The sequence below is a fragment of the Povalibacter sp. genome, from assembly GCF_036520495.1.
Lineage (GTDB): Bacteria > Pseudomonadota > Gammaproteobacteria > Steroidobacterales > Steroidobacteraceae > Steroidobacter.
Genome location: NZ_DATDJO010000022.1, coordinates 93,563 through 116,195 on the forward strand (window position 1 = coordinate 93,563; position 22,633 = coordinate 116,195).

General features: G+C 63.3%; 20 protein-coding genes. 13 read left to right on the forward strand and 7 right to left on the reverse strand.

Annotation, left to right across the window (positions count from 1 at the left end):
- Window positions 1-144: 144 nt before the first annotated feature.
- Genes VIZ63_RS07800 through VIZ63_RS07810 form a run of 3 tightly spaced genes read right to left on the reverse strand, consistent with a single transcriptional unit; the run spans window position 145 to window position 2,536 of the window.
- Complete coding sequence (locus tag VIZ63_RS07800; RefSeq protein WP_331608986.1) at window positions 145-1,593, reverse strand: amidohydrolase; 1,449 nt, start codon at window positions 1,591-1,593, stop codon at window positions 145-147.
- Window positions 1,590-2,222, reverse strand: coding sequence for an NUDIX domain-containing protein (locus VIZ63_RS07805; RefSeq protein ID WP_331608987.1), 633 nt, complete (start codon window positions 2,220-2,222; stop codon window positions 1,590-1,592). Before VIZ63_RS07805 ends, VIZ63_RS07800 begins: the two co-directional genes overlap by 4 nt.
- Complete coding sequence (locus tag VIZ63_RS07810) at window positions 2,219-2,536, reverse strand: hypothetical protein (protein WP_331608988.1); 318 nt, start codon at window positions 2,534-2,536, stop codon at window positions 2,219-2,221. Before VIZ63_RS07810 ends, VIZ63_RS07805 begins: the two co-directional genes overlap by 4 nt.
- Window positions 2,537-2,691: 155 nt before the next feature.
- On the opposite strand from VIZ63_RS07810, the gene VIZ63_RS07815 reads away from it, so the two are divergent.
- The gene (locus tag VIZ63_RS07815) at window positions 2,692-3,576 is read left to right on the forward strand and encodes a DMT family transporter (protein ID WP_331608989.1); all 885 of its coding nucleotides are present in this window, start codon (window positions 2,692-2,694) and stop codon (window positions 3,574-3,576) included.
- Between the two features lie 103 nt (window positions 3,577-3,679).
- Here the strand turns inward: VIZ63_RS07815 and VIZ63_RS07820 are convergent, their stop codons facing one another.
- A complete protein-coding gene (locus VIZ63_RS07820) occupies window positions 3,680-4,591 on the reverse strand; it encodes a DMT family transporter (protein ID WP_331608991.1) in 912 nt (303 codons plus the stop codon).
- A 140-nt stretch (window positions 4,592-4,731) separates the two neighbouring features.
- On the opposite strand from VIZ63_RS07820, the gene VIZ63_RS07825 reads away from it, so the two are divergent.
- Window positions 4,732-6,021 (forward strand): dipeptidase, encoded by a 1,290-nt coding sequence (locus tag VIZ63_RS07825; RefSeq protein WP_331608992.1) that lies wholly within the window; start codon window positions 4,732-4,734, stop codon window positions 6,019-6,021.
- A 13-nt stretch (window positions 6,022-6,034) separates the two neighbouring features.
- Window positions 6,035-7,501: an amidohydrolase family protein gene (locus VIZ63_RS07830; RefSeq protein ID WP_331608993.1), complete on the forward strand. Its 1,467-nt coding sequence runs from the start codon at window positions 6,035-6,037 to the stop codon at window positions 7,499-7,501.
- An 84-nt stretch (window positions 7,502-7,585) separates the two neighbouring features.
- On the opposite strand, the gene VIZ63_RS07835 is transcribed toward VIZ63_RS07830, so the two are convergent.
- Together VIZ63_RS07835 and VIZ63_RS07840 are read right to left on the reverse strand one after the other, a co-directional pair.
- Complete coding sequence (locus VIZ63_RS07835) at window positions 7,586-8,146, reverse strand: hypothetical protein (protein WP_331608994.1); 561 nt, start codon at window positions 8,144-8,146, stop codon at window positions 7,586-7,588.
- Between the two features lie 71 nt (window positions 8,147-8,217).
- Entirely contained in the window at window positions 8,218-8,691 is a 474-nt protein-coding gene (locus VIZ63_RS07840; protein WP_331608995.1) for a DUF333 domain-containing protein, read from the reverse strand.
- A 383-nt stretch (window positions 8,692-9,074) separates the two neighbouring features.
- Between VIZ63_RS07840 and VIZ63_RS07845 the strand changes: the two genes are divergently transcribed.
- The 8 genes from VIZ63_RS07845 to VIZ63_RS07880 all read left to right on the forward strand — a co-directional run bounded on the left by VIZ63_RS07845 (window position 9,075) and on the right by VIZ63_RS07880 (window position 19,021).
- Window positions 9,075-10,607, forward strand: coding sequence for a transglycosylase SLT domain-containing protein (locus VIZ63_RS07845; RefSeq protein WP_331608997.1), 1,533 nt, complete (start codon window positions 9,075-9,077; stop codon window positions 10,605-10,607).
- Window positions 10,608-10,683: 76 nt separating this feature from the next.
- Window positions 10,684-11,565, forward strand: a complete 882-nt coding sequence (locus tag VIZ63_RS07850; RefSeq protein WP_331608998.1) for a YihY/virulence factor BrkB family protein — start codon at window positions 10,684-10,686, stop codon at window positions 11,563-11,565.
- Between the two features lie 95 nt (window positions 11,566-11,660).
- On the forward strand, window positions 11,661-11,813 hold the full coding sequence (locus tag VIZ63_RS07855; RefSeq protein ID WP_331608999.1) for a DUF3309 family protein: 153 nt from the start codon (window positions 11,661-11,663) through the stop codon (window positions 11,811-11,813).
- Between the two features lie 270 nt (window positions 11,814-12,083).
- Complete coding sequence (locus VIZ63_RS07860) at window positions 12,084-15,554, forward strand: response regulator (protein WP_331609000.1); 3,471 nt, start codon at window positions 12,084-12,086, stop codon at window positions 15,552-15,554.
- Window positions 15,551-16,372: a CheR family methyltransferase gene (locus VIZ63_RS07865; RefSeq protein ID WP_331609001.1), complete on the forward strand. Its 822-nt coding sequence runs from the start codon at window positions 15,551-15,553 to the stop codon at window positions 16,370-16,372. The genes VIZ63_RS07860 and VIZ63_RS07865 overlap by 4 nt, the downstream gene beginning before the upstream one ends.
- Window positions 16,372-17,001 carry a chemotaxis protein CheB gene (locus tag VIZ63_RS07870; protein ID WP_331609002.1) on the forward strand — a complete coding sequence of 210 codons (630 nt, stop codon included), beginning with the start codon at window positions 16,372-16,374 and terminating at the stop codon, window positions 16,999-17,001. The genes VIZ63_RS07865 and VIZ63_RS07870 overlap by 1 nt, the downstream gene beginning before the upstream one ends.
- Window positions 16,998-18,170 carry a hybrid sensor histidine kinase/response regulator gene (locus VIZ63_RS07875; protein ID WP_331609003.1) on the forward strand — a complete coding sequence of 391 codons (1,173 nt, stop codon included), beginning with the start codon at window positions 16,998-17,000 and terminating at the stop codon, window positions 18,168-18,170. The genes VIZ63_RS07870 and VIZ63_RS07875 overlap by 4 nt, the downstream gene beginning before the upstream one ends.
- 161 nt (window positions 18,171-18,331) lie before the next feature.
- Window positions 18,332-19,021, forward strand: a complete 690-nt coding sequence (locus VIZ63_RS07880) for a class D sortase (protein WP_331609004.1) — start codon at window positions 18,332-18,334, stop codon at window positions 19,019-19,021.
- Window positions 19,022-19,072: 51 nt separating this feature from the next.
- Here the strand turns inward: VIZ63_RS07880 and VIZ63_RS07885 are convergent, their stop codons facing one another.
- On the reverse strand, window positions 19,073-19,672 hold the full coding sequence (locus VIZ63_RS07885; protein WP_331609005.1) for a hypothetical protein: 600 nt from the start codon (window positions 19,670-19,672) through the stop codon (window positions 19,073-19,075).
- A 486-nt stretch (window positions 19,673-20,158) separates the two neighbouring features.
- Here VIZ63_RS07885 and VIZ63_RS07890 point away from each other — a divergent pair, with 486 nt between their 5' ends.
- Together VIZ63_RS07890 and VIZ63_RS07895 are read left to right on the forward strand one after the other, a co-directional pair.
- A complete protein-coding gene (locus tag VIZ63_RS07890) occupies window positions 20,159-21,262 on the forward strand; it encodes a sensor histidine kinase (RefSeq protein ID WP_331609006.1) in 1,104 nt (367 codons plus the stop codon).
- Window positions 21,263-21,549: 287 nt separating this feature from the next.
- Entirely contained in the window at window positions 21,550-22,632 is a 1,083-nt protein-coding gene (locus VIZ63_RS07895; RefSeq protein ID WP_331609007.1) for a Gfo/Idh/MocA family oxidoreductase, read from the forward strand.
- Window position 22,633 lies beyond the last annotated feature (1 nt).

Below are 22,633 nucleotides of genomic sequence, written 5' to 3' on the forward strand. Positions count from 1 at the left end.
CAGGGGCTGACGTTGTCAGCGGGGAAGAAAAGAACTCCGCATTCTTCCCTGCCGAAGGCCCCCTTGTGACCAACGGGAATCCCACGCGGACCGAAGGCCGCTTTGTGACCAAGGGGAACCCCACGCGGACCGCAGGCCGTCATGTCATTCCTTCGGCACCGGCGGCGCCCCCGCCGGAATGTATGCCTGGAACACGACCTCGCCCTTCTTCTCCAGGAACTCCTCGCGCACTGCTTTCAGCGCTGCTGGCTTCTCGTAGAGATCGACCATGGTCGCCGCCAGCGTCTTCGATGCCAGCAACAATCCTTTGTGACCGATCGACATGCCGCCGGTCGCCACCACCGGCCAGGCATGCCACGGCGCCTTCTTCGGTGCGGTCGCCACCGTGAAATGCAGCGTCGGTACGACCCAGCTGACGTCGCCCACGTCCGTCGAACCGCCTTCCTGCTCCTGACCTTCCAGCGGCTGAATCTTCGTGTCCATGCCGATGTCGGGCACATTGGTCGCGCGCTGGATCGCCTTCGCGAAATCCTGTTCCTCCTTCGAGTACACGGGTGCACCCAGCCAGGTGAGGTTCTCGTTGATGAGCCGCGCACCCGCCATGTTGTTGAGGAGTTCCCAGCTGCCGTTCTGGACGGTCAGCGTGGATGTCGTTTCGGTCATGACGGCAGCGCCGTCGGCGAGCTTGCGCGCGCGGGTCAGCAGATCTTCGACCTCCGAGCGTTTCCAGTCGCGCAGCCACAGCCACACCTTGCCGTACTCAGGCACTACGTTCGGCACGTCGCCGCCGGCCACGATCGTGTAGTGCATGCGTGACGTGGGCTTGATGTGCTCGCGCATCAGATTGACGCCGTGCGTGAACAGTTCGAGCGCATCGACGGCACTGCGGCCGTTCCACGGATCACCGGCGGCATGTGCGGCCTTGCCATGAAACTCGACAACCACATCCACCATCGCCTGACTCGACGTGGTATCCGCCTGCGTTTCGTCGCCGGGATGCCACGCCAGCATCACATCGACGTCATTGAACACTCCGTCACGCGCCATGTAGGTCTTGCCGCCCACGGACTCTTCAGCCGGCGTGCCGTAGAAACGGATCGTGCCCTTGAGCTTGCCTGCAGCGATCTGCTCCTTGATCGCCAGCGCCGCACCGAGGCTCGCAGCGCCGAACATATTGTGGCCGCAGCCATGACCCGCGCCGCCTTCCACCAATGGAGTCTTCTCCGACAGCGCCTTCTGCGAAATTCCCGGCAGTGCGTCGTACTCGCCCATGACGCCGATGATGGGCCGGCCTGAACCGTACGACGCGACGAACGCGGTCGGCATGCCCGACAAGCCGCGCTCGACGCTGAATCCCTGTTTCTCGGCATAGTCCGCGAGCGCTGCCGCGGATTCATGCTCGCGCAATGCCGTTTCAGCGAACGCCCAGATCTGATCCGATAGCCCCGTCAGCTCACTGGCATGCCGGTCGACAGACTGCACCACCGCCTTCTTCGCCGTACTCGGTGCAGCTGACACGGCCAACGGCAACACCAGCGCGACAATTGCGCCTGCGGCAATGAGCGACCGACAAGAGGCCAAAACATCTTTCATTCTGATTCTCCGGTTGTGTCTGCGGACTTCGATGGACGCATCCATTGCTCGCGATGCTCTGCCAGCCAATAGCCGGCAACGAGTGTTTTCAAATCGGTGATCTGGGCGCTGCGCACCCGCTGGATGAAATCCCGCCACGGCACGACCACGGTCAGGATGTCTTCGGACTCTTCGGCGTTCCCATGCACGCCGCCCGCATGACGGGTGACGACGACCCCGACCACCAGCGCCATCTTTTCCGTGCTGCCGCCCGAACTCACGTAGGCGCCGGGGTGCACCAACACCGGATCACGCAGTTCGAGCCCGGTTTCTTCCAGCATTTCACGCACTGCCGCCTGCAACGGCGATTCGTCCTCACTCATGCCGCCCGCGACGACGTTATCCGTAAACGGCGGATCGCCCGCCACCAGGCAGCCGGGACGGAATTCGTTGATCAGCACGACGGCATCGCGCACCGGGTCATAACCGAGCACGCCGACGGCATGACCTCTATGCGCAATTTCGCGGACGACCGTCTGTGTGCCGCCGGCATGCATGTCCGTGTCGAACTCGATGCGATCGAGCTTGATGAATCCATCCGACAGCCGCCGGCTGGAACGGATGCGGGCATGGAGTTTTGGCGGCGTCATGGTCGGCTCACGCTTTCCAGGTATCGCCGAACGCGCGCAGCAGGTTCACCGCAAGAATCTTCTCGATGCGTGCGTCGCTGTGCCCGCGTTGCTGCGCACGTCAGCCCCGACTTACGGGTGTCCTCGAGATGCGCAGGTGTCAGAGGTGCGCCCGGCTCGGCGGTGAGACTGCCGGGTCCGCCGAGTCCATCGATGACGATCGCTGCGCCGTAGGCGCGCCAGGGAGCATTGGCCGCCAGTGCCGGGCGCGTACTCATGCCCAACGCCAGCGCACTCGCCGTCGACACGACCACATCGCGTCGAGACCATATCATCGCCATAGCGATCCACCCCCGTTCGTTCATCCAAGTCTGCCACGGCCGCGGGCGGCGCGTGATCAGCCCTGCGATTGGATACATTGCCGCGCTTGCGTTTCGCCCGGCGTTGCGGATTACTCCTGTTTTCCCCGAGTGTCAGCGTGAGAGTTCCGATGAGCTGGAGAGCTTCCGTCACGTTTGCAGTGCTGTGTGTGATCTGGGGCGTACCCTATTTCCTCATCAAGCTGGCGCTCGTTGACCTGTCGCCGGCCTGTATTGCGTGGGGACGCATCACGCTCGCGGCAGCCATCCTCGTGCCGATTGCCTGGAAGCGCGGCGTCCTGCGACCGGCGATGCGCCACAAGACTGCGGTATTCGCTTTTGCGATCGCGGAACTGGTGATTCCATTCTTTCTCATCGCGTTCGGCGAACAGTGGCTGACGTCCTCGTTCAGCGGCATCCTCATTGCCACCGTTCCTTTGACTGTCGTACTGATCGCGCCGCTGTTCGGTGTCCACGAACGGCTGGGCCTGCGACGGATGGCCGGCCTGGCGCTGGGCTTCTCCGGCGTGGTGGTGCTGCTCGGGCTCGATACAGGTCACGGGCCGATGCTGTGGCTCGGTGTCGGGGCGATGATGATCGCCGTCGCCGGCTATGCGATCGGGCCGCTGATCGTGCAGCGCCATCTGTCCGGCGTGGACGAACTGGGCGCCCTGGCGGGCAGCCTCGTGATGGCATCGCTGGCACTGCTGCCGTTTGCCATCGCCTCGGCTCCAGTGCGGATGCCGTCCAGCACATCACTGATCTCGGTCGCCGTGCTGGGCATTGTCTGCACGGCGCTGGCGTTGCTGCTCTACTTCTATCTGATACACGCGGCCGGCGCCGCACGCGCCTCGCTGATCGCGTATGTGAACCCGGCCGTCGCCGCACTGCTCGGCGTACTCGTGCTCGACGAGCACTTCGGGATCAACGCACTCGTCGGACTCATCATGATCCTGGCGGGCTCGTCACTGGCCGGCAGTCGCTCGCAACTACAAACCCAGCGGGCGGCGACATAGGCAGAAGAGAATGGCCACAAAAGGCGCAAAGGACGCAAAGGGAAAAGCGATAAAGCAGGAATTCCAATACTGAATCTTTTTGCGTCCTTTGCGCCTTTTGCGGCTATTTCCCTCTGGACTTCGAGCCGGTGAGCATCCACACACCGATGAACACCACCACCGTTCCGGCGATCATCCATGCCGTCAGCGGCTCGTCCAGCACCAGCACGCTCAGGACGATCGTCGACAGGGGACCGACCATGCCGATCTGCGCAGTGACGCCTGCACCGACCCGTTCGACGGCGAGCATGACCATCAGAACCGGCACGAACGTACACAACGTCGCGTTCAGCACGCCCAGCCAGATCACCGGCGGCGCGACATCCAGCGATGCGACCGGCCGCAGGACCAGGAAGTGCACGATGCACAGCACGCAGGCAATGCTCGTCGCCACTCCGACAATACGTAGCGGACCAAGACGCTTCACCGCGTTGCCACTGAACGCCAGGTACAGTGCGTAACTGATCGCACTGCCGAACACGAGCGCCGCCCCGAGCGCGACATTGCCGCTGCCCAGAGTCATGTCGTGCCCGAACACCAGCAACACACCGACGTAGCTGATTGCGAGCGCCGTCCATTGACGCTTGCTGACCGGAATTCGAAACAGCAGCAGGCCGACGAGCAGGACGATGGTTGGATTGAGATAGAGGATCAGGCGTTCGAGATTGGCGCTGATGTACTGCAGGCCGGCGAAGTCCAGATAGCTTGCGAGGTAGTAGCCCGTGAATCCCAATCCGAACAGTGTGCGCCAATCGCGCGCCTCGAGCCGCGGCCGATCGCGACTCGCATACCACGACAATGCGAGGAACAGCGGCAGTGCGAACAGCATCCGGTACGTGATGACCGTGACCGCATCGACGCCATGGCGATACGACAGCTTCACGATGATGGCCTTGCCGGAGAACGCAACGGCGCCGGCGCCGGCCAGCACGAGACCGGGCCAGGCCGGGTGAGGAGTCGAAGCAGTCGATGGCATCGGGAGGCGGTACGGCGAATAGATGAGCGCAGACGCGCGGCGCAGGATTCTACCCGTCGCTGCACTCAGCCTGCGGATACTTCGCGACGGCTCGTTCGCTATCGGGCAGGCTAAGCTTTCGCGAATGACGGCAGCCGTCTATGCTCGGTTCACTCTATCGTCATGGCAGCCGCATCGACATGCAGACACTCATCGTCCGGATCACGCTGGCTCTGTCTTTGATGGTCATCGCCGGCGCCGGGCAGGCGGCAGACAAGGCGGATCCGGCACTGGAGCACGCCAGACGCTTGCTTGGCAGCACGATCCTGATCGACGGCCACAACGACCTGCCATGGACGATTCGCACTGACAAGACCACGCCCGGCAGCGTCGAGCAATACGATCTGCGGGGCACCGTGAGCGGCCAGACAGACATCGCCCGGCTGCGCGAGGGGGGCGTCGGTGCTCAGTTCTGGTCGGTATACATTCCCGGCGAACTTCCCGGTCACTTTGCGCGGACACAGCTCGAACAGATCGATATCGCACGGCGCATGATCGAGCGCTATCCCGACGCGCTGCAGGTTTCCACCACAGCGGCCGACATTCGCGCGGCTCGCAAGAACGGCAAGGTGGCCTCGCTGCTGGGCATCGAGGGCGGGCATGCCATCGAGAACTCGCTGGGCGCGCTGCGCACTTACTACGACCTGGGCGTTCGGTACATGACGCTCACGCACAACGTGCATCTCGACTGGGCGGATTCGGCCGCGTTCCCATCGGTGCATGGCGGACTCACACCCTTCGGTGAGCAGGTGGTGCAGGAAATGAATCGCCTCGGGATGCTCGTCGACCTGTCGCACGTCGCGACCGAAACGATGGACGACGCGCTGCGTGTCTCGAAGGCGCCGGTGATTTTCTCGCACTCCTCCTCGCGCGCCATCTGCGATGTGCCACGCAATGTGCCGGACGACATTCTCGTGCGGCTCAGGCAAAACGGCGGCGTCATCATGATCACGTTCGTCGCAGGCTTCATCGACCCCGCCATCGGCGCAGTGCAGAAGCCCGCAATGGACGAGTTCAAACGACGCTCGCAGGGCAAGTCGATCGAAGAACAGCAACAACTGCGAGACGAGATCTTCGGCAAGCTGCAGCTGCCCAGGACCAGCATCGCCAAGGTGGCCGATCATTTCGATCACGTCCGCAAGGTCGCAGGCGTCGAACATATCGGCATCGGCGGTGACTTCGATGGCAATTCGGACTGGCCCGAGGGTCTGTCGGACGTGTCGATGTATCCGAACCTGTTTGCCGAACTGATCCGCCGTGGCTGGACCGATCGTGAGCTGGAGCTCGTGGCAGGCGGCAACGTCCTGCGCGTGCTGGAACAGGCCGAATCGGTGGCGCGCTCCATGCAGAACCAGCCAGCGCCGGTCGGTCTCGCGACATCAATGAATTGAAGGCCCACAGATCGTGCGACGCCTGCTGATCGCGCTGAGCGCCCTGCTGGCCGCGCTTTCCTGCGCGGCGGCCGACCTGCTCATCGAGAACGTAACGCTCGTCTCGCCGGAGCGTTCGCAGGCGCTGCCGCGTCAGCACGTACTGATCCGCGACGAACGTATCGCCCGGATCTCGGGCAGGCCGATCACCGCACCTGGCGCGCGACGTATCGACGGCTCAGGCCGATTCCTCGCGCCGGGACTGACCGATACCCACGTCCACATCTCCACCCCTGCGGGACTTCCCTGGGACAGTGCGTCGCCGGAACTGCAGCCGCTGGTCGACGCGTACATGCGCCAGCAGCCACGCAGCTATCTCTACTTCGGCGTCACGCAGCTGCTCGATCTGGCGAATTCTCCGGACGCCGTCACCACGTTCGAAGCGCAACCGCAGCGGCCAGATCTGTTTCGCTGCGGCTCGACGCTGCCACTCGATGGCTATCCGTCCGTACTCATGGACAAGTCGGTGCGCTACCGCCTGATGCCGGACTTCATCTTCGAGCCGGCGAACGCTGCGAAGCATCCGCTGCCCGCCGGCGTCGATGCGGCGGCACATACGCCGGAAGCCATCGTCGATCGCATCGCCGTGAGCGGCGCAAGCTGCGTCAAGGTCTTCATCGAGGACGGCTTCGGCGATCAGTCCGACTGGCCGATGCTGAGCCGGCAGTCGCTGCAACGTCTGCGTGCAGCTGCGACGAAACGCGGACTGCTGTTGATCGCGCACGCCAATGCGCTCGACATGCAGCGCATCGCACTCGATGGCAAGGTGGATGTCCTGGCGCATGGCCTGTGGAACTGGGGCAGTTCCAACAATCAGACCGGCGTACCGCCGGACATCGCCGCGCATCTGCAGCGCATTCATCGCAGCGGCACCGGCTATCAACCGACACTGCGGGTGCTGGCCGGCACGGCCGATCTTTTCCGTGCCGACACGCTCGAAGATCCGACGTACAAGAAGGTCGTACCTGCTGCCTTGCTGGACTGGTACGGCAGCGATGCCGGCAAGTGGTTCAAACGCAGCATGAAGCACGATTATGGCGACCTGCCCGATGCGAAGATCGCCTCGCTCGAACTGCAGGCTGGCGAACGCGGCATGCGTGCCGCGCGCTATCTGCACGAACTCGGCCATCCACTGCTGCTCGGCAGCGACACACCCTCGGCGCCGACGTACGGCAACCAGCCTGGCTACGACACGTATCGGGAGATGCGACTGATGGCGACTTCGGGATTGTCTGCTGCGGAGGTCTTTCGCGCCGCGACGCTCAACAACGCGCGTCAGTTCCGCCTCGACAGAGACTACGGGACCGTCACCGCCGGCAAGATCGCAAACCTGCTGTTGCTGAAAGCAAATCCGCTGGAGTCGGTGCGCGCCTGGAGCCAGATCGACAAGATCATTCTGCGCGGACAGGTGATCGAGCGGGAAAGCCTCGCGGCTAACTAGTGGATAGTGCGAGTTGATAGTGGATAGCTGCAGATCACGCGCCTCCGGCGCTATCCACTCTCAACTATCCGCTATCAACTATCTTCAACTATCCACTATCAGTGTTCCCCCAGCAGCCGACCACTCCTGCCTGAGCCAGGCCGCATCGTCCGTCGACTTCGGCTTCACACCCATCAATACGCCGCCAGCGCGAATCTGACTCTCGTATTCCTCGACGCGGGTCTTGGGGATGCCCCAATGGGTCAGAGCGCCGATCACGCCACCCGCGAGACCCACCGCCCCGGCAGCCGCGAGCGCCACGGCAATGGGCCCGGCGAAGATCAGTCCGGGCAGCAACAGCGCCGTCCCCACCGCTGCCGCGGCAGGAGCGATCGTCCCTACCGTGCCGCCGATGGGACCGCCCGTATCACCGGCATCGAGTACGCCCGGCTTGTCAGGCGTCGAATGTTCCGTGCTCTGTCGCGCCTTGTGGGCGAGCGCAGAATGAACACGGCCGCCCGTGAAGGCCCGTTGACGGGTCTCTTCGGACATCAGCAGATTGATATCGTCAGACGTATATCCTCGGGCAAGCGTTGCCTCGTAGGCACGTTCGGTACTTGCCGCATCGCGAAACAGCGCCGTGATCACTGCCTTCTCTGCCTGCATGACTTGACTCCTCCGTTCGTTGCCATAGCAACGTCATCGCAAGTCGGTTCGTTCCCCTCGTAAGGCAGGGACTACGGGCGGCAGTCACCGCTGAAATAGGCCTCCGCATCGCACTCCGTGCCGCCAGGAAGTTTGCAGATACCGCGCTCGGTCGATGCATCGACGCCTGCGATCCCCGTGTATTTGCCGCCAGTGATGGCGCAGAAACGCCCGGCCGCGGTGATGTAACCGGTCACGCGAACCCCGCCGGCCCGGCACTCACCTCGCATCAGTGCCCATTCCTCGCATTGATAGTTGTCCTCGAAGAGACACACGCCGTACTCATCGCCTCGCGGAGTTTTCTCGATGTGTAACCGGCCACCCTGCTGGAGACAGTTCGCCGATGCCGGATTGGCGAGCGCCACCGACGACGCCGACTCCGTCCGTTCCGACAGTTGCGGGGGCGCTGCGGATGACACCGGCGCGCGGTCGGAACAGCCATCGAGAAACACAAGGATGGCGAGACCTGCAAGGGTCGACACGCGACCGGCAACTGGGTGATTCATGAGTCGTCGGTCTCCGGGTCACTGACGCGTATGAATATACACTCAGGCACAAATGCGCTTTCTTCACGGCGCCAGCGCCCGATGCCTCGCCATGATGTCGTGAGCAGTGGTCGTGCGGGGATTGAGCGACGAGAAGTTCCTGATCCTGCCGCACCCCGAAGTAATCGAGTACAGGCAGCGCAAGGTTGCAGATCGCGATCTGCTGGATCGCCGGCATGAACCGGCTTCACCAGCGCTATCACCAGTAGCCGCCGACTGACATTGTGCCTTTTCTGCTCCTGAAGGTTGTTACTGACCGGCCACTAGTACGGATGCTGTCAGGCACGTAACGCGAGAATAATCCGTCCGAACTCGCAGACTCTGCGAATCGTCGAGGGCGCCGCATGATCCGTATCGCATTGCCGATGCTGGCCTGCATACTGACGGCAGTCGGTTGCAGTAGTGGCGACAGCGGCAGTGGCCACGAGGAGAGTCCAGCCCAGCCCGCTGCACTGCCGTCGGCTCCTGTTGCGGCCGCACCGGACGTTCCCGCCACGCCGGCGCCGGAATCCGCCGCCGATACTCATCTGGACATCGCCTTCGACAACCAGCCCTGGCACGGCGATCTCGACAAGATGATCGAGCGGCGCGTGATTCGCGTCCTCGTCCCGTACAGCAAGATGTTCTACTTCATCGACGCCGGCACACAGCGCGGACTCAGTTACGAAATCATGGAGTCGTTCGGCAACTCCGTGAATGAACATCACAAGCTGACGAAACTGCGCGTCACCGCCATTTTCCTTCCCACCTCTCGCGATCAGTTACTGCCGGCCCTGCGGGCCGGGCTCGGCGATGTCGTGGCGGCGAACCTGACGGTCACTCCGAGCCGCCAGGCGCAGGTCGATTTCGTGGCGCCGCTGGCGCAAGGCGTCAAGGAGATCTTGGTCACTGCCGCGGATGCGCCGATCATCGCGACGATCGACGGGCTTTCCGGCCAGGAGGTCTTCGTCAGAAAGGCGTCCAGTTACTACGAGAGCCTCAATGCGCTGAACGCGAGCTTGAAGCAGCGCGGCAAACCGCCGATCGTGCTGCGCGAGGCCCCCGCGACCTTCGAAGACGAAGACGTGCTCGAGATGGTCAACGCCGGGCTGGTGAAGTTCACGGTGGTCGACCGCTATCTCGGCACGTTCTGGAGTCAGGTTTTCAAGGACATGAAGGTCCGCGAGGACCTGATCGTTCACGACGGCGGCGACATCGCCTTCGCGATCCGCAAGAACAGCCCGCAGCTCAAGGCCGAACTCGATGTCTTCATGGAGACAGCCTCGCGCGGCACCACCTTCGGCAACGTGGTGATTCAGAAATACCTCCAGAACACGCGTTGGGTGAAGAACTCGACGACCGCAGCCGAAATGCAGAAGTTCGCACACCTGGGCGAACTCTTTCGCAAGTACAGCAAGGAGTACAGGGTCGACTGGGTGTTGATGGCGGCCCAGGGTTACCAGGAATCGGGGCTCGACCAGAAAGTGCGCAGCCGGGTTGGAGCGATCGGCGTCATGCAGGTGATGCCCGCGACCGGCAAGGATCTCAAGGTGGGCGACATCCGCCAGCTCGAACCCAACATTCATGCCGGCATCAAGTACGTCCGCTTCATGATCGACGAGTATTACGCGGACGAGCCCATGGACGAGATCGACAAGGCCCTGTTCGCCTTCGCGTCCTACAACGCCGGACCGAATCGCATCCGCAGCCTGCGCAAGCTGGCCGAACAGCGTGGACTCGATCCGAACAAGTGGTTCAACAATGTCGAACGGGTGGTCGCCGAGAAAGTAGGCCGCGAAACCGTCCAGTACGTCAGCAATATCTACAAGCACTACATCGCCTATACGCTGGCGATCGAACAGCGGGACCGCAAGCACGCTGTGCACGCCGCCACCTGATAGTCACCACCGGGGATCTGATCCGGGGAACCGCGCCGCTGCGCAGCGCATTGCTGCGCATCAGCGAGGCCGTTCGATGTCACACGTGCGCAAGATCTGGAGCCATCTCACGTGCGCCGCGAAGCACTGGTCGCAGGACCAGGCTGCGACGCTCGGAGCGGCGCTCGCGTTCTATTGCGCCTTCTCGCTGGCACCGCTACTGATCATTCTGGTGACGCTCACCGGATGGATCATCGGAACCGACGCGGCTTACGCCAATCTGGCCGTGCAGCTGCGCTCGCTGTTCGGCAACGGCACGGCGCAGATCCTGCTCGATGCCATGCACAGTTCGCAGGACAGTGACGGACCGCTCGCCACCGTCATCAGCCTGGTGAGCCTGCTGGTCGGCGCCACGACCGTCTTCGCAGCGCTCGAAACGGCGCTGGAACAAATCTGGGGCGCACGCGCGCATGCGCCTCGCGGCATCTACGGCTTTCTGCGCGCCCGCTTGCTGTCCTTCGGTTTCATACTCGCGGTCGGCTTCCTGCTGCTGGTGTCCCTGAGCATCACGACGGCGCTCGCCGGCATTCGCGGCGCGCTGGCGCAACGGTACGAAGCACTGCTGGTCGCGGTTACGGCCGTCGATCTGCTGGTTTCCACGGTCCTCATTACAGGAATGATCGGCGTGATCTACCGGTACCTGCCGGCACGGCGGCTGCCCTGGAAATCGGCACTGATCGGTGCACTGCTCACGGCCATGCTGTTTCAGGCGGGTCGCTGGCTGGTGGGTTTCTATCTCGGCCGTGCGACGCAACCGTCCGCCTTCGGCGCTGCTGCATCTTTCGCAGCAATGCTGCTGTGGCTGTACTACACGGCGCAGATTTTTCTCTTCGGGGCAGAGTTCACCGCCTGCATCGGCAATCTGCGTCTCGAACAGAAGACGGAAGGCGACTCGCGCAAGGGCGAGCATGCGAACTGAGCGACCACCCGGGGCGTATGTTTGCGCGACGGTGAAACTTGTAGGGCTCCGCAGGAATTGAGTGGACGTAATAACAATTCGCTTGGAGTTCGCGCATGGGCACTATTCTGTTGATCATTCTCATTCTGTTGCTGATCGGCGCAGTTCCCGCCTGGCCACACAGTCGCGGTTGGGGATATGGCCCGAGCGGCCTGCTGGGCGTGGTGCTGATCGTCCTCGTCGTGCTGCTGTTGATGGGAAGAATCTGACACTGACCGCAGGCAACGGGATGCTGCCCCATCCCGCTGCCTGACGCTGACCGCCGTGTCAGCGGAACTTCCACGATGCTCATGCGTTGCAGGCGCTGGGCTTCTGGAGCCATGAAAACCAATTCCTGCGCGACCGGCGACGGTCGCGCAGCTGCACGCATTGGCTTCAGAATCCTCTTGGCGAAAAAATCCGGGGTCGCATAAATCCGCATGAGCCTTCATGCAAGGGTTCCCCGTACTATTCGAGCTGTTATCCATCGGGCTACAACAATGACCGCCACCGCAACGACGGCTACCGAAGACGCTGCTGACAGCTCCCGCATTCATTCGAAACTACCGCTGCCCTGGGGCACATTCGTTGGCCTCGCTCTGGCGCTTCTCGCGATGCTGCTCATCGGCATCGTCACCCTGGCGTCGTTGCAGAGCCGCTCCGAATCCCGCGACCGGGTCTCGCATACGCTGGAGGTCGTCAGCGCCTTGCAGCGGCTGCAAGCGCTGATCATCGATGCCGAGACTGCGCAGCGTGGGTACCTGCTCACCGGCGAAGAGATGTACCTGCAGCCCTTCATGGCTGCAGCCACCGAAACCCCGCTCCAGCGCCGCAAGCTGAAGGACTTCCTCTCTGACAATCCGCGCCAGAGCGAACGTCTGGATTCGCTGGGCGCGCAGATCGACGCCAAATTCGCCGAACTCGATCGCACCATCGAGCTGCGCCGTGACGGCAAGATCGAGGAAGCCATGTCGGTGGTGCGCACGGACCGCGGTCACATCGCCACGGCCCAGATCCGCACGCAGATCGCCACCATGGTGGAGGCGGAGGAGACCCTGCTGCATCAGCGTGAGGACGAGTGGCTGAAGGCCTCCCAGTTCTCCGTATTCGTCACAGTCGGTGGCTCCTCGCTGCTGCTGGCGCTGATCCTCATTTCCGCGATCACTGCCTCGCGCGAGTATCGCAGCCGCGAGACCGAGACCTGGCTGCAGCGGATGCTGATGAAGTTTTCCACCCGAACGCAGGGGGAACAGCGACTCGCCGTCCTGGGCGACACTGCACTCGCGTTTCTCGCGCAGTCGCTCGGCGCGCAGGTCGGCGCGGTCTACATCGCCAACGGCGGCGGCGCCTTTCGCCGCTTTGCTGCCTATGCACTCGCGCCGGCAGCGGCGGAGACTGCCATCCGTCCGGGCGATGGCCTGCTGGGACAGGCGGCCAAGGACCGTCGCACGCTGCGTGTCACGGATATCCCGGAGAACTATCTGCCCATCGCCTCGAGCCTGGGCCACGGGCAACCGCGCGAGCTGCTCGTCGTCCCCGCCATCGCGGACGATGAAGTGCAAGCCGTCGTCGAGCTTGGTTTTCTGCAACCGACCAGCGAAGCGCAACGCCAACTGCTGACCCGGGCTTTCGAATCGTTCGGCCGCGCCGTGCGGTCCTCCAAAGACCGCACGCGGCTCGAGGACCTGCTGGAGGAAACCCAGCGGCAGAGCGAAGAGCTGCAGACGCAGCAGGAAGAGCTGCGCGTCAGCAATGAGGAACTGGAAGTCCAGACCAGGGCGCTCAGGGAATCGCAGGCCCATCTGGAAACCCAGCAACACCAGCTCGCGCAGAACAATACGCAGCTCGAAGAGTACACGCAGATGCTCGAGCAGCAGCGCGACGATCTGGCGAAGACGCAACAGATACTGCAGGACAAGGCCGGCGAACTGGAGCGTGCCAACCAGTACAAGAGCGAGTTCCTGGCGAACATGTCGCACGAGCTGCGCACGCCGCTCAACAGCTCGCTGATCCTGGCGAAACTGCTCGCCGACAATCCGCAGGGCAACCTGACCGAAGAACAGATCAAGTTCGCGAACCACATCCATTCTGCGGGCAACGACCTGCTGGAGCTGATCAACGACATCCTCGACCTGTCCAAGATCGAAGCACGCCAGATCGACGTAAAGCGCGAATCGATCGGCGTGCAGCAACTGCTGGACAACATGATCCAGACGTTCACGCCGCTGGCGGACCAGAAGTCCGTGAGCTTCGAGATCGATGTGGCAGCCGACGCGCCAGTGACGCTGCATTCCGATTCGCAGCGCCTGCGGCAGATCCTCAAGAACCTGCTGTCGAATGCGCTCAAGTTCACCATGCAGGGACATGTGCGCCTGAGCGTGTTCGTGCCCACCGCGCCGCAAGAGCGGGACTGGCTCGGCTTCGCCGTGGAGGATACGGGGATCGGTATCGCCGCCGAACAGCATGGGATCATCTTCGAGCCGTTCCGGCAGGCCGACGGCACGACCAATCGGCGCTTTGGCGGGACGGGACTCGGACTGTCGATTTCGCGAGAGTTGGCCGTGATGCTCGGGGGCCGCATCGAACTGCGCAGCGCACCGGGCTCGGGCAGCACGTTCACACTCCTGATCCCGCAGACGTTGCCGCAGTCGGAGCGACCGCAGCCTGCGGCACCACAGGCGGCGATCGGGCAATCGCATCCCGCTCCTTCGCTGCGCACTCCGGCGCGCCCGAAGAACCCGGCTCCCATTGTCAGCGGGCCCGCGCCGCAATCCGCTACAGGATCGGGACGCGTGCTGCTGATCATCGAGGACGATCCCGCATTCGCCGGCATCATCGCGACGCTGGCGGCAGGCTTTCAGTTCGAATGCCTGCTGGCCGCCACCGCGGACGAAGGCATTGAACTGGCGATGCGTCACCGCCCCACCGCCATCGTGCTGGACATTCGCCTGCCTGATCACACCGGCCTGTCGGTGCTCGATCGCCTGAAGCACAACCCCGCCACGCGCCACATCCCGGTCCAGGTGATCTCGAGTTTCGACTACTCGCAGACGGTGCTGGAGATGGGTGCGGCCAGTGTGCTCATGAAGCCGGTGGATCGCGAACAGCTCATCACTGCACTCGCGAACCTCGAGAGCAAGGCGACGCAGGAGCAACGCACCGTACTGATCGTCGAAGACAACACCTTGCAACGCGACAGCATCGAGCGGTTGCTGCAATCGGACCTGGTGCGCACGATCGCGGTTCCCACCGCCGGTGCCGCACTGGAACAGCTGCGCAAAGTCACGTTCGACTGCATGGTGCTCGACCTGTCGCTGCCGGACGCGTCGGGACTGGAGCTGCTGCAGAAGATGGCCGAGGACGAGTCGTATTCGTTCCCACCCGTCATCGTCTATACCGGACGCTCGCTGTCGACCGATGAAGAGCAGCAGCTGCGCCGCTACTCGAAGTCCATCATCATCAAGGGCGCACGGTCGCCCGAGCGACTGCTCGATGAAGTGACGCTGTTCCTGCACCGACTCGAAGCGTCGCTGCCCGCCGAGCAGCAGCGCATGCTGCGTGTGGCACGCAGCCGCGAATCCGTGTTCGACAAGCGGCGCATCCTGCTGGCGGAAGACGATGTGCGCAATGTCTTCGCCATCAGCCGCGTGCTCGAGCCGCACGGCGTGTTGCTGGAAATCGCGCGCAACGGCCATGAAGCGCTGACCACGCTCGAACGCCGCAAGGACATCGATCTGGTGTTGATGGACATCATGATGCCCGAGATGGATGGACTCGAAGCGATGCGCCACATCCGCAGCAATGCGGCCCTGCGTAACCTGCCGATCATTGCGCTGACGGCCAAGGCGATGCCGGACGACCGGCTGCGCTGCCTCGACGCCGGCGCGAACGATTACATCACCAAGCCCATCAACATCGAAAAGCTGCTGTCGCTGCTGCGTATCTGGATGCCGCCGGAGGCGCCGCGTTGAGACCGGAGGTCACAGATCTGGAGATACGGTTGCTGCTGGAGGCGATCTACCAGCGCTACCACTACGATTTCCGCCAGTATGCGATCGCCTCCGTGCGCCGGCGCCTGCTGCAGGCGCTGAGCGGCTTGCAGTGCGACAGCATTTCGGGTTTGCAGGAACGCATCCTGCACGACAAGCATGTCTTTCCGCAGCTGCTCGCGTATCTCACGATCCAGGTCACCGATCTGTTTCGCGATCCCGAGTTCTTCCTCGCCCTGCGACAGCATGTGGTGCCGATTCTTGCGACCTATCCGTCACTCAAACTGTGGATCGCCGGCTGCAGCACCGGAGAAGAAGCCTATTCCTACGCCATCATGCTGGCGGAGGAGGGCTTGCTGGAGCGCACGCTGATCTATGCGACCGACATCAACGATGACAGTCTGCGACGCGCGCAGGCGGGCGTCTACTCGCTGGATCGCCTGCAGCAATTCATCCTGAACTACCGGGCGGCAGGCGGACGCGGCTCGCTCAACGATTTCTACCACACGGATGCCGTCCACGCGGTGATGGCGCCGCAGCTGCGTCGCCGCATCACCTTTGCGGATCACAGCCTGGCGACCGACAGCATTTTCTCCGAGGTCCAGTTGGTCTCGTGTCGCAACGTGCTCATCTATTTCGATCGCGAGCTGCAGGATCGCGCCCTTGGGCTGTTCGCCGAAGCGCTCTGCCCGCGAGGTTTTCTCTGCCTGGGGACGAAGGAGTCCATTCGCTTCTCGAGCGAGGCGACGCGCTTCTGCGACATGAGCACGGGTCAGAAGATTTTCCGGAGGGTGGATTGATGGGATCTGCCGGCACCACCCGCGACCCGGCGCTTCCCGCGGCGCTCCTCATCGGAGGCTCAGCCGGCGCGCTGGGGGTAGTGCGCACGATCCTGCAATGCCTGCCCGTCACGCTGGATCTGCCGGTGATCGCACTCCTGCATCTGTCACCGAGTCCTCCTGACACTCTGACCGGCTTGCTGGCCCGGGAATGTCCGCTGCCGGTGAAGCAGGCCGAAGACAAGGAACCGCTGGCGCCAGGCACGGTGTACGTTGCACCTCCCGGCTATCACCTCCTGATCGAGTCGCATCGGGCCTTCGCACTTTCCGCGGACCCACCGGTGCATTACTCGCGACCATCGATCGATGTGCTGTTCGAGTCGGCACGCGATGTGTACGGCCGCGACCTGGTCGCGATCCTGCTGAGCGGCGCCAGTGTCGATGGGGCGGCGGCGATGCAGGAAATTCATGCGGCGGGTGCCGTAACGATCGTGCAGACACCGGCCTCGGCAGACGCGACCGTCATGCCGCAGGCAGCATTGCAACTGTTCGATCCGACTTTTCTCTGGACGCCCGATCAAATGGCGCTCCAGCTGCCAGCGCTGCTGACCGGTCCTGCGCCGACGCTCACCTCACGGAGCCCTGCATGAGCTGCAAGTCAAAAATCCTTCTGGTCGACGACATCCAGGAAAACCTGGTGGCACTCGAAGCGCTGCTGCGACGTGACGATGCGGACATCCTCTTCGCACAATCCGCTACGCAGGCACTCGAATTGATCCTGCAGCACGAGTTTGCGCTGGCCTTCCTGGACGTGCAGATGCCGGAGATGGACGGCTTCGAACTGGCCGAGCTGATGCGCGGCGCCGAACGCTCCAAATACATTCCGATCATCTTCGTCACTGCCGGCACGGGTGATGCACAACGCGTGTTCCGCGGCTACGAATCCGGCGCGGTGGACTTCCTGCTCAAGCCGCTGGACCCGCATGCGGTGCGCCACAAGGCCGATACGTTCATCAGCCTCGACCAGCAGCGCAAGCGGCTCGCGGACCAGTTCCGGCAGTTGCAGCAGAGCGAGGCCCAGCTGCGCGAAGCCGTGCAGGCGCGCGAGGATGTGCTTGCCGTCGTCTCGCACGACGTGCGCAACTTCCTGCAGGCGATCAAGAGCGGTGTGCAGCTGCTGAGCCGCAAACCGGAGAAACTGAGCGACGAGGCCAGGACCGCGATTCACAGCCGCCTCTCCAGCACCGTGGACCTGATGAGCCGCGTCATCGCGGACCTGCTGGACATGGCCAACATCCGCAACGGCCACATCGCCGTATCGATCAAACCCGAGCTGGTCGGCAAGGTCGCCGCCGAGGCGTCGGCCGTGCACGAGCCTCTGGCCGAGGCCAAGGGCATCAATCTGGTCGTCGACTGCAGCATTCCCACCGATGTCGTCCATTGCGACCGTGAGCGCATCCTGCAGGTCCTGTCCAATCTGCTCGGCAATGCCATCAAGTTCTGCCGGCATGGGGACACCATCACGATCGTCGTCAAGCGCAGTGATGACGACCTGCAGATCTCAGTCAGCGATACGGGGCCCGGCATCGATTCGAAGGACCTGCCGCTGGTGTTCGACGCTTACTGGTCAGGCTCGCGCGAAGGTCGTCACGGCACCGGTCTCGGGCTCTACATCACCAAGCGGATCATCGACGCCCACGACACCCGGATCTGGATCGAGAGCGAACTGGGACGCGGCACGACCGTGCACTTCACGCTGAATCGACTGGAGTACAACCTGGCTTCGCAGACGAATGCGGCGCTAGCCGCGAGAGAGTAGCTGGTAAATCCGCCTGTGGATCTGCCTTCAGCCGGACCCACTATCAGAGGTCCTGTTCACAGGCAGCGGTCATAGGTAGTCACCGAAGCCCTGACCAGCGGCATCGGGCGCCCAGTGAAGGTACGCTAACCGCTCCTGCGGATCTGGTGAGCACGAGCGCCATGCGTCCTGTCCGGCTGTTGGAAATTTCTGCCTGGATCGCTGGCGCGCTGTTGCTCGCCGCGTATATCGGCTTCCGCACCTGGTCGGCGAATGCCAGCGCAGATGGCGTCGATGCAATGCGACAGGCGCGCGCCCAGCACGCAGCGCTGCTGGTGCAGAACACCACGGAGGATTTCACACCTGCGTCGCCGCGAGCTCAGTCATTGCAGACCGGCCAACCCGACACGTCATTGTGGAATGCAAAACGTCTTGCGCAGTACCGGACGGCATTGCAGCACCAGGGATTGCCCGAAGCTGTCCTGCGCGTCCCGAAGCTCAAGCTGGAAGTCCCGGTTTACGAGGGCACCAGCGACCTCACGCTGAATCGCGGCGCCGGGCGCATCGCGGGCACGGCGGCAATCGACAGCGCCACCGGCAATATCGGGATCGCCGCACATCGTGATGGCTTTTTCCGGGTACTGAAAGACATTCGGGTCGGCGACACCCTGTTCCTGGACACGGTTGCGTCGACCCGCGAATACCGGATCACCCGACTGGATATCGTCGACCCCGGCGCTTCCAGCGTGCTGGCACCGACCGAGACCGCACAGATCACGCTGGTGACCTGCTATCCGTTCTACTTCGTCGGATCGGCTCCGCAGCGCTTCATCGTGCACGCGCAGGCGACGCCACTCGCGGCAGGCGGTTGAGTCTCCTGCGCGATCCTCTTCGCAGAGAGAGGGTCGCGCAGGGTGGACCGCTCAGCGCTTCCTCATTCTCACGACGGAAAGACCGGCCCCGAGACCGAGCAGCATCAGTCCTGACAGAGCGACCAGCGGCATCTCGCCCGCGGTGTCTGGCAGTACGGCCGCTGATTGCTCCGGTTCCTGGATGACTTCGCGGTAAACGATTGGTACGACCACATACCGTGTTTGCGGCGTATCGTCCTCCGCCACCTGCGCTACGAACTCATCCTCCGGCACGTAGAACTGCAGCTGATCACCGCGCTGCAAGCTGGCGACGGATGTCTCCTTGCCATTCACGTACAGTTTGGTGTTGGCGGGGGGGCTCAATGTCAGCGTACCGCCATCCCGGAAGTTGATCGTCAGCTGTTCGCCTCTGTTGATATTGCGCTCGACGCGCCCCGCGAACTTCACGTAGGTCTTTCCATTGCGTTCTTCGACGGCCTGACAGGCCCTGGCGATGTTCGGATAGGCCTTCAGCGCTTCTGCCGACCATTGGATTCCGGGGCAATCCTTGCTGACTGTCGTGAATGACCGATCGATGCTGGTCTGCGCCAGCGCCGCGGTGGCGAGCACCGAAGCAATGACGCCGCCAAGTAACAGACTGGGTCCGCGCATGTTGAGAATCTCCTGCTTGTTTATACGTTGGAGCAAAGCCGAACGCGCACTACTTCTGCAGTCACCGCGTGAGTGAGGCATTGCAGCCGTGCGCACAGATGCGAACATGAACTGGAACTCGCGCCCGCCCCATTAAACGCCGCGAAAAGCGCGTGGAATATCGGCAGAAACCGTGTGCGAAATATCGGCCGCCGCCTCCCATGGACTCATCAACGGGCATGACTTCCGGCAATATCGCGGCCGACTGGTTTTCAGTCATCGCACACAGGGCGGGCCGACTGGCGCGAGCATCCTCCCTGTGCTGCAGCCATTTGTGACCTCTGAAGCCATCGCCTGCGGATGGTGCAGCACGTACGTTGCTCGAAGTCCTGGTGAACATCGCAGTCCACCGAGCACCGGGCTTTCCGGAGAGACGAATGGATCAGAACCCCGCCCATTTCAAGCCAGCCATGACGCTGCCATTGAACGTCGCCATAATCCGAAGCGATGAGTGAAGTCATTCCGGCAACTACCGATCCGACGATGCGCGAGGACGCTCGCGAGGCATCGATCCTGCCAACCGTAGCCCGGATGACAGTTGGACTGTGGGCAGCGAATTACCTGATGGTGACCCTCTCCGGCATCGCCGGCGATATGGAGCATCAACTGGTACGTGCTGCGCTGCGCCTGGGGCTGACAGTTTTCGGCATTGGACTGTGCGTCGGCATGCATCGGCTGATCATGCAGATACCGCCGCGTCCGTTTCGCCGGCGCGCGCTGCTCACCTTCGCGCTGGCCTTCTGCGCTGCGTTCATACATCTGCTGGCGAACAATGCGGCGCTGCACTGGGCAGGCGTCGCCACCGCACCCACGCGCGATACGCTGGGCCTCAGCGTCATCATCTACGGCTTCTGGGCCTGGTTTTTTCTGGCCTGGGCGGCGCTGCACCTGGCCATCGATTACAGCGAGCAGGTGCGCCGCCAGTCGCAGGAACATGCCCGCATCGGGATCGCGGCGCGCGAGGCGCAGCTGCGGGCGCTGCGTTACCAGATCAATCCGCACTTCCTGTTCAACACGATGAACTCGCTGTCGACGCTGGTGCTGGATCGCCGCAACGCAGAAGCCGGGCACATGATCGGCCGACTGTCGGATTTCCTGCGTATGGCGCTCGAGGACACCTCTGCCGACTGCACCACGCTGGCAATGGAACTCGAGAACCAGCGGCTCTATCTCGAGATCGAACAGACGCGCCATCCGGAACTGGCCATCGACTACGACATCGAACGGCGGCTCGAGAACGCGTCGCTGCCGAGCTTCCTGTTACAGCCGCTGGTGGAGAACGCCGTCAAGTACGGCCGTCGCGGCAGCGGCCAGATCGCACGCATTCGCATCGCCGCGCGCGCCCTCGGCGAGCAGCTCGAACTGCGCATCACCAATGATTTCGCCGCACCCACCCGCACGCAGGGCACGGGTCTCGGACTGGCCAATGTCCGCGAACGGCTGCGCCTGCACTACGGCGGTCACTTCGAGTTCGCCGCAGGTCCGGTAGGCGCCACCACGTTCGAAGTCAGGCTGGCCATCCCGCTGGCCCTGGCGTGTGGACCTGCCTGACGATCCGAGCGCCCTCGCCACCTGCCGCGCGACAGCTCGTCGCAACATACCGACGCTGCGCTGTGGCGCAAACGCAATCATTTGCCGCACCTGTTGGAACTGCAGGCGCAGTTTCGGCGTTGTGGCGCGTATCCTGCACATCCGACTTCGGGCCGTCTGGCGATCGCGCAATCGATGACGGTGGTGTGCACAGTCACGTCCGCGGGCCCAGCGGGTTCCGCGGACGTTTTTGTGCGCAGCGGATTCGCAGAACCAGAAACTCTTGCGGCTGGATTGGCGGTGGGTGAGTGACACAATTTCGATGGGGCATCTTCGGTACGGGCGCGGTCTCGGCAAAGTTCGTGGCTGGACTCGCGGCCGCCCAAGGGGCCAGGGCCGAGTTCATCGCTTCGCGTTCTCGTGACAAGGCGCAGGCGTTCGCCACAGCGCTGGGCATTCCCCGTGCGATCCAGGGCTACGCCGAAGCGGCGGCCGAGGGCCGCGTGGACGCCGTCTACATCGCCACCCCACCGTCGGAACACGCCGCCCATGCGCTGCTGTGCATCGAGGCCGGCATTCCCGTGCTGATCGAGAAGCCCATGACCTGCAGCGCCACCGACGCCATCCGTATTTCGGAAGCGGCGCGCACCCGGTCAGTCTTCGCGATGGAAGCGATGTGGACGCGTTTCCTGCCCGCTGCGCGGGCCCTGCACGACAGGCTGAAGGAACGGACCATCGGCGATGTGCGCTGGGTCACCGGCAACTTTGGCACCTCGCAGATCCCCGAAGCCGCCAACGGCATGTTCAATCCTGCGCTCGGCGGCGGTGCCATCGCGCACCTCGGCGCCTACCCGCTGTCACTGGGGCAATGGCTGTTCGGCGCACCGACCCTCGTGCAGGCCATGGGCACCATCGGCCCGACCGGTATCGACGAAGACGCCGCCTTCCAGCTGCAATACGGCAATGGCGTCGTCGGCTCGTTCTTCGTCAGTCTGCGCGCCTGGGCTCCTGACGATTTCCACGTGCTCGGCACCGAAGGCATGCTCGGCGTGCGCGGCTCGATCGTTCGCCCTTATGGCCTCGTCCTGTCGCGCCAGCCGCCCCGCGGCTACGAGGCCGCCGAGTTCGGCTGGAAAGCACGACTGCGTCAGCACGGGTTGATTCACCACATCGCGCAACGTCTCGGCCGATCGAGTCGGAGCGGCGGCAAGTCCATGGACTTCCGCTACGCGGGCAATGGCTATCACTACGAGGCGGACGAAGTCCGTGCGTGTGTCCAGCGCGGCGCCATCGAGAGCAGCATCATGCCGCTCGACGACAGCATCGCCGTCGCCGCCACGTCGGAGGCGATCCGCAACAGCATCCACCGCCAGGCCGCCAAGGAACTCTGAT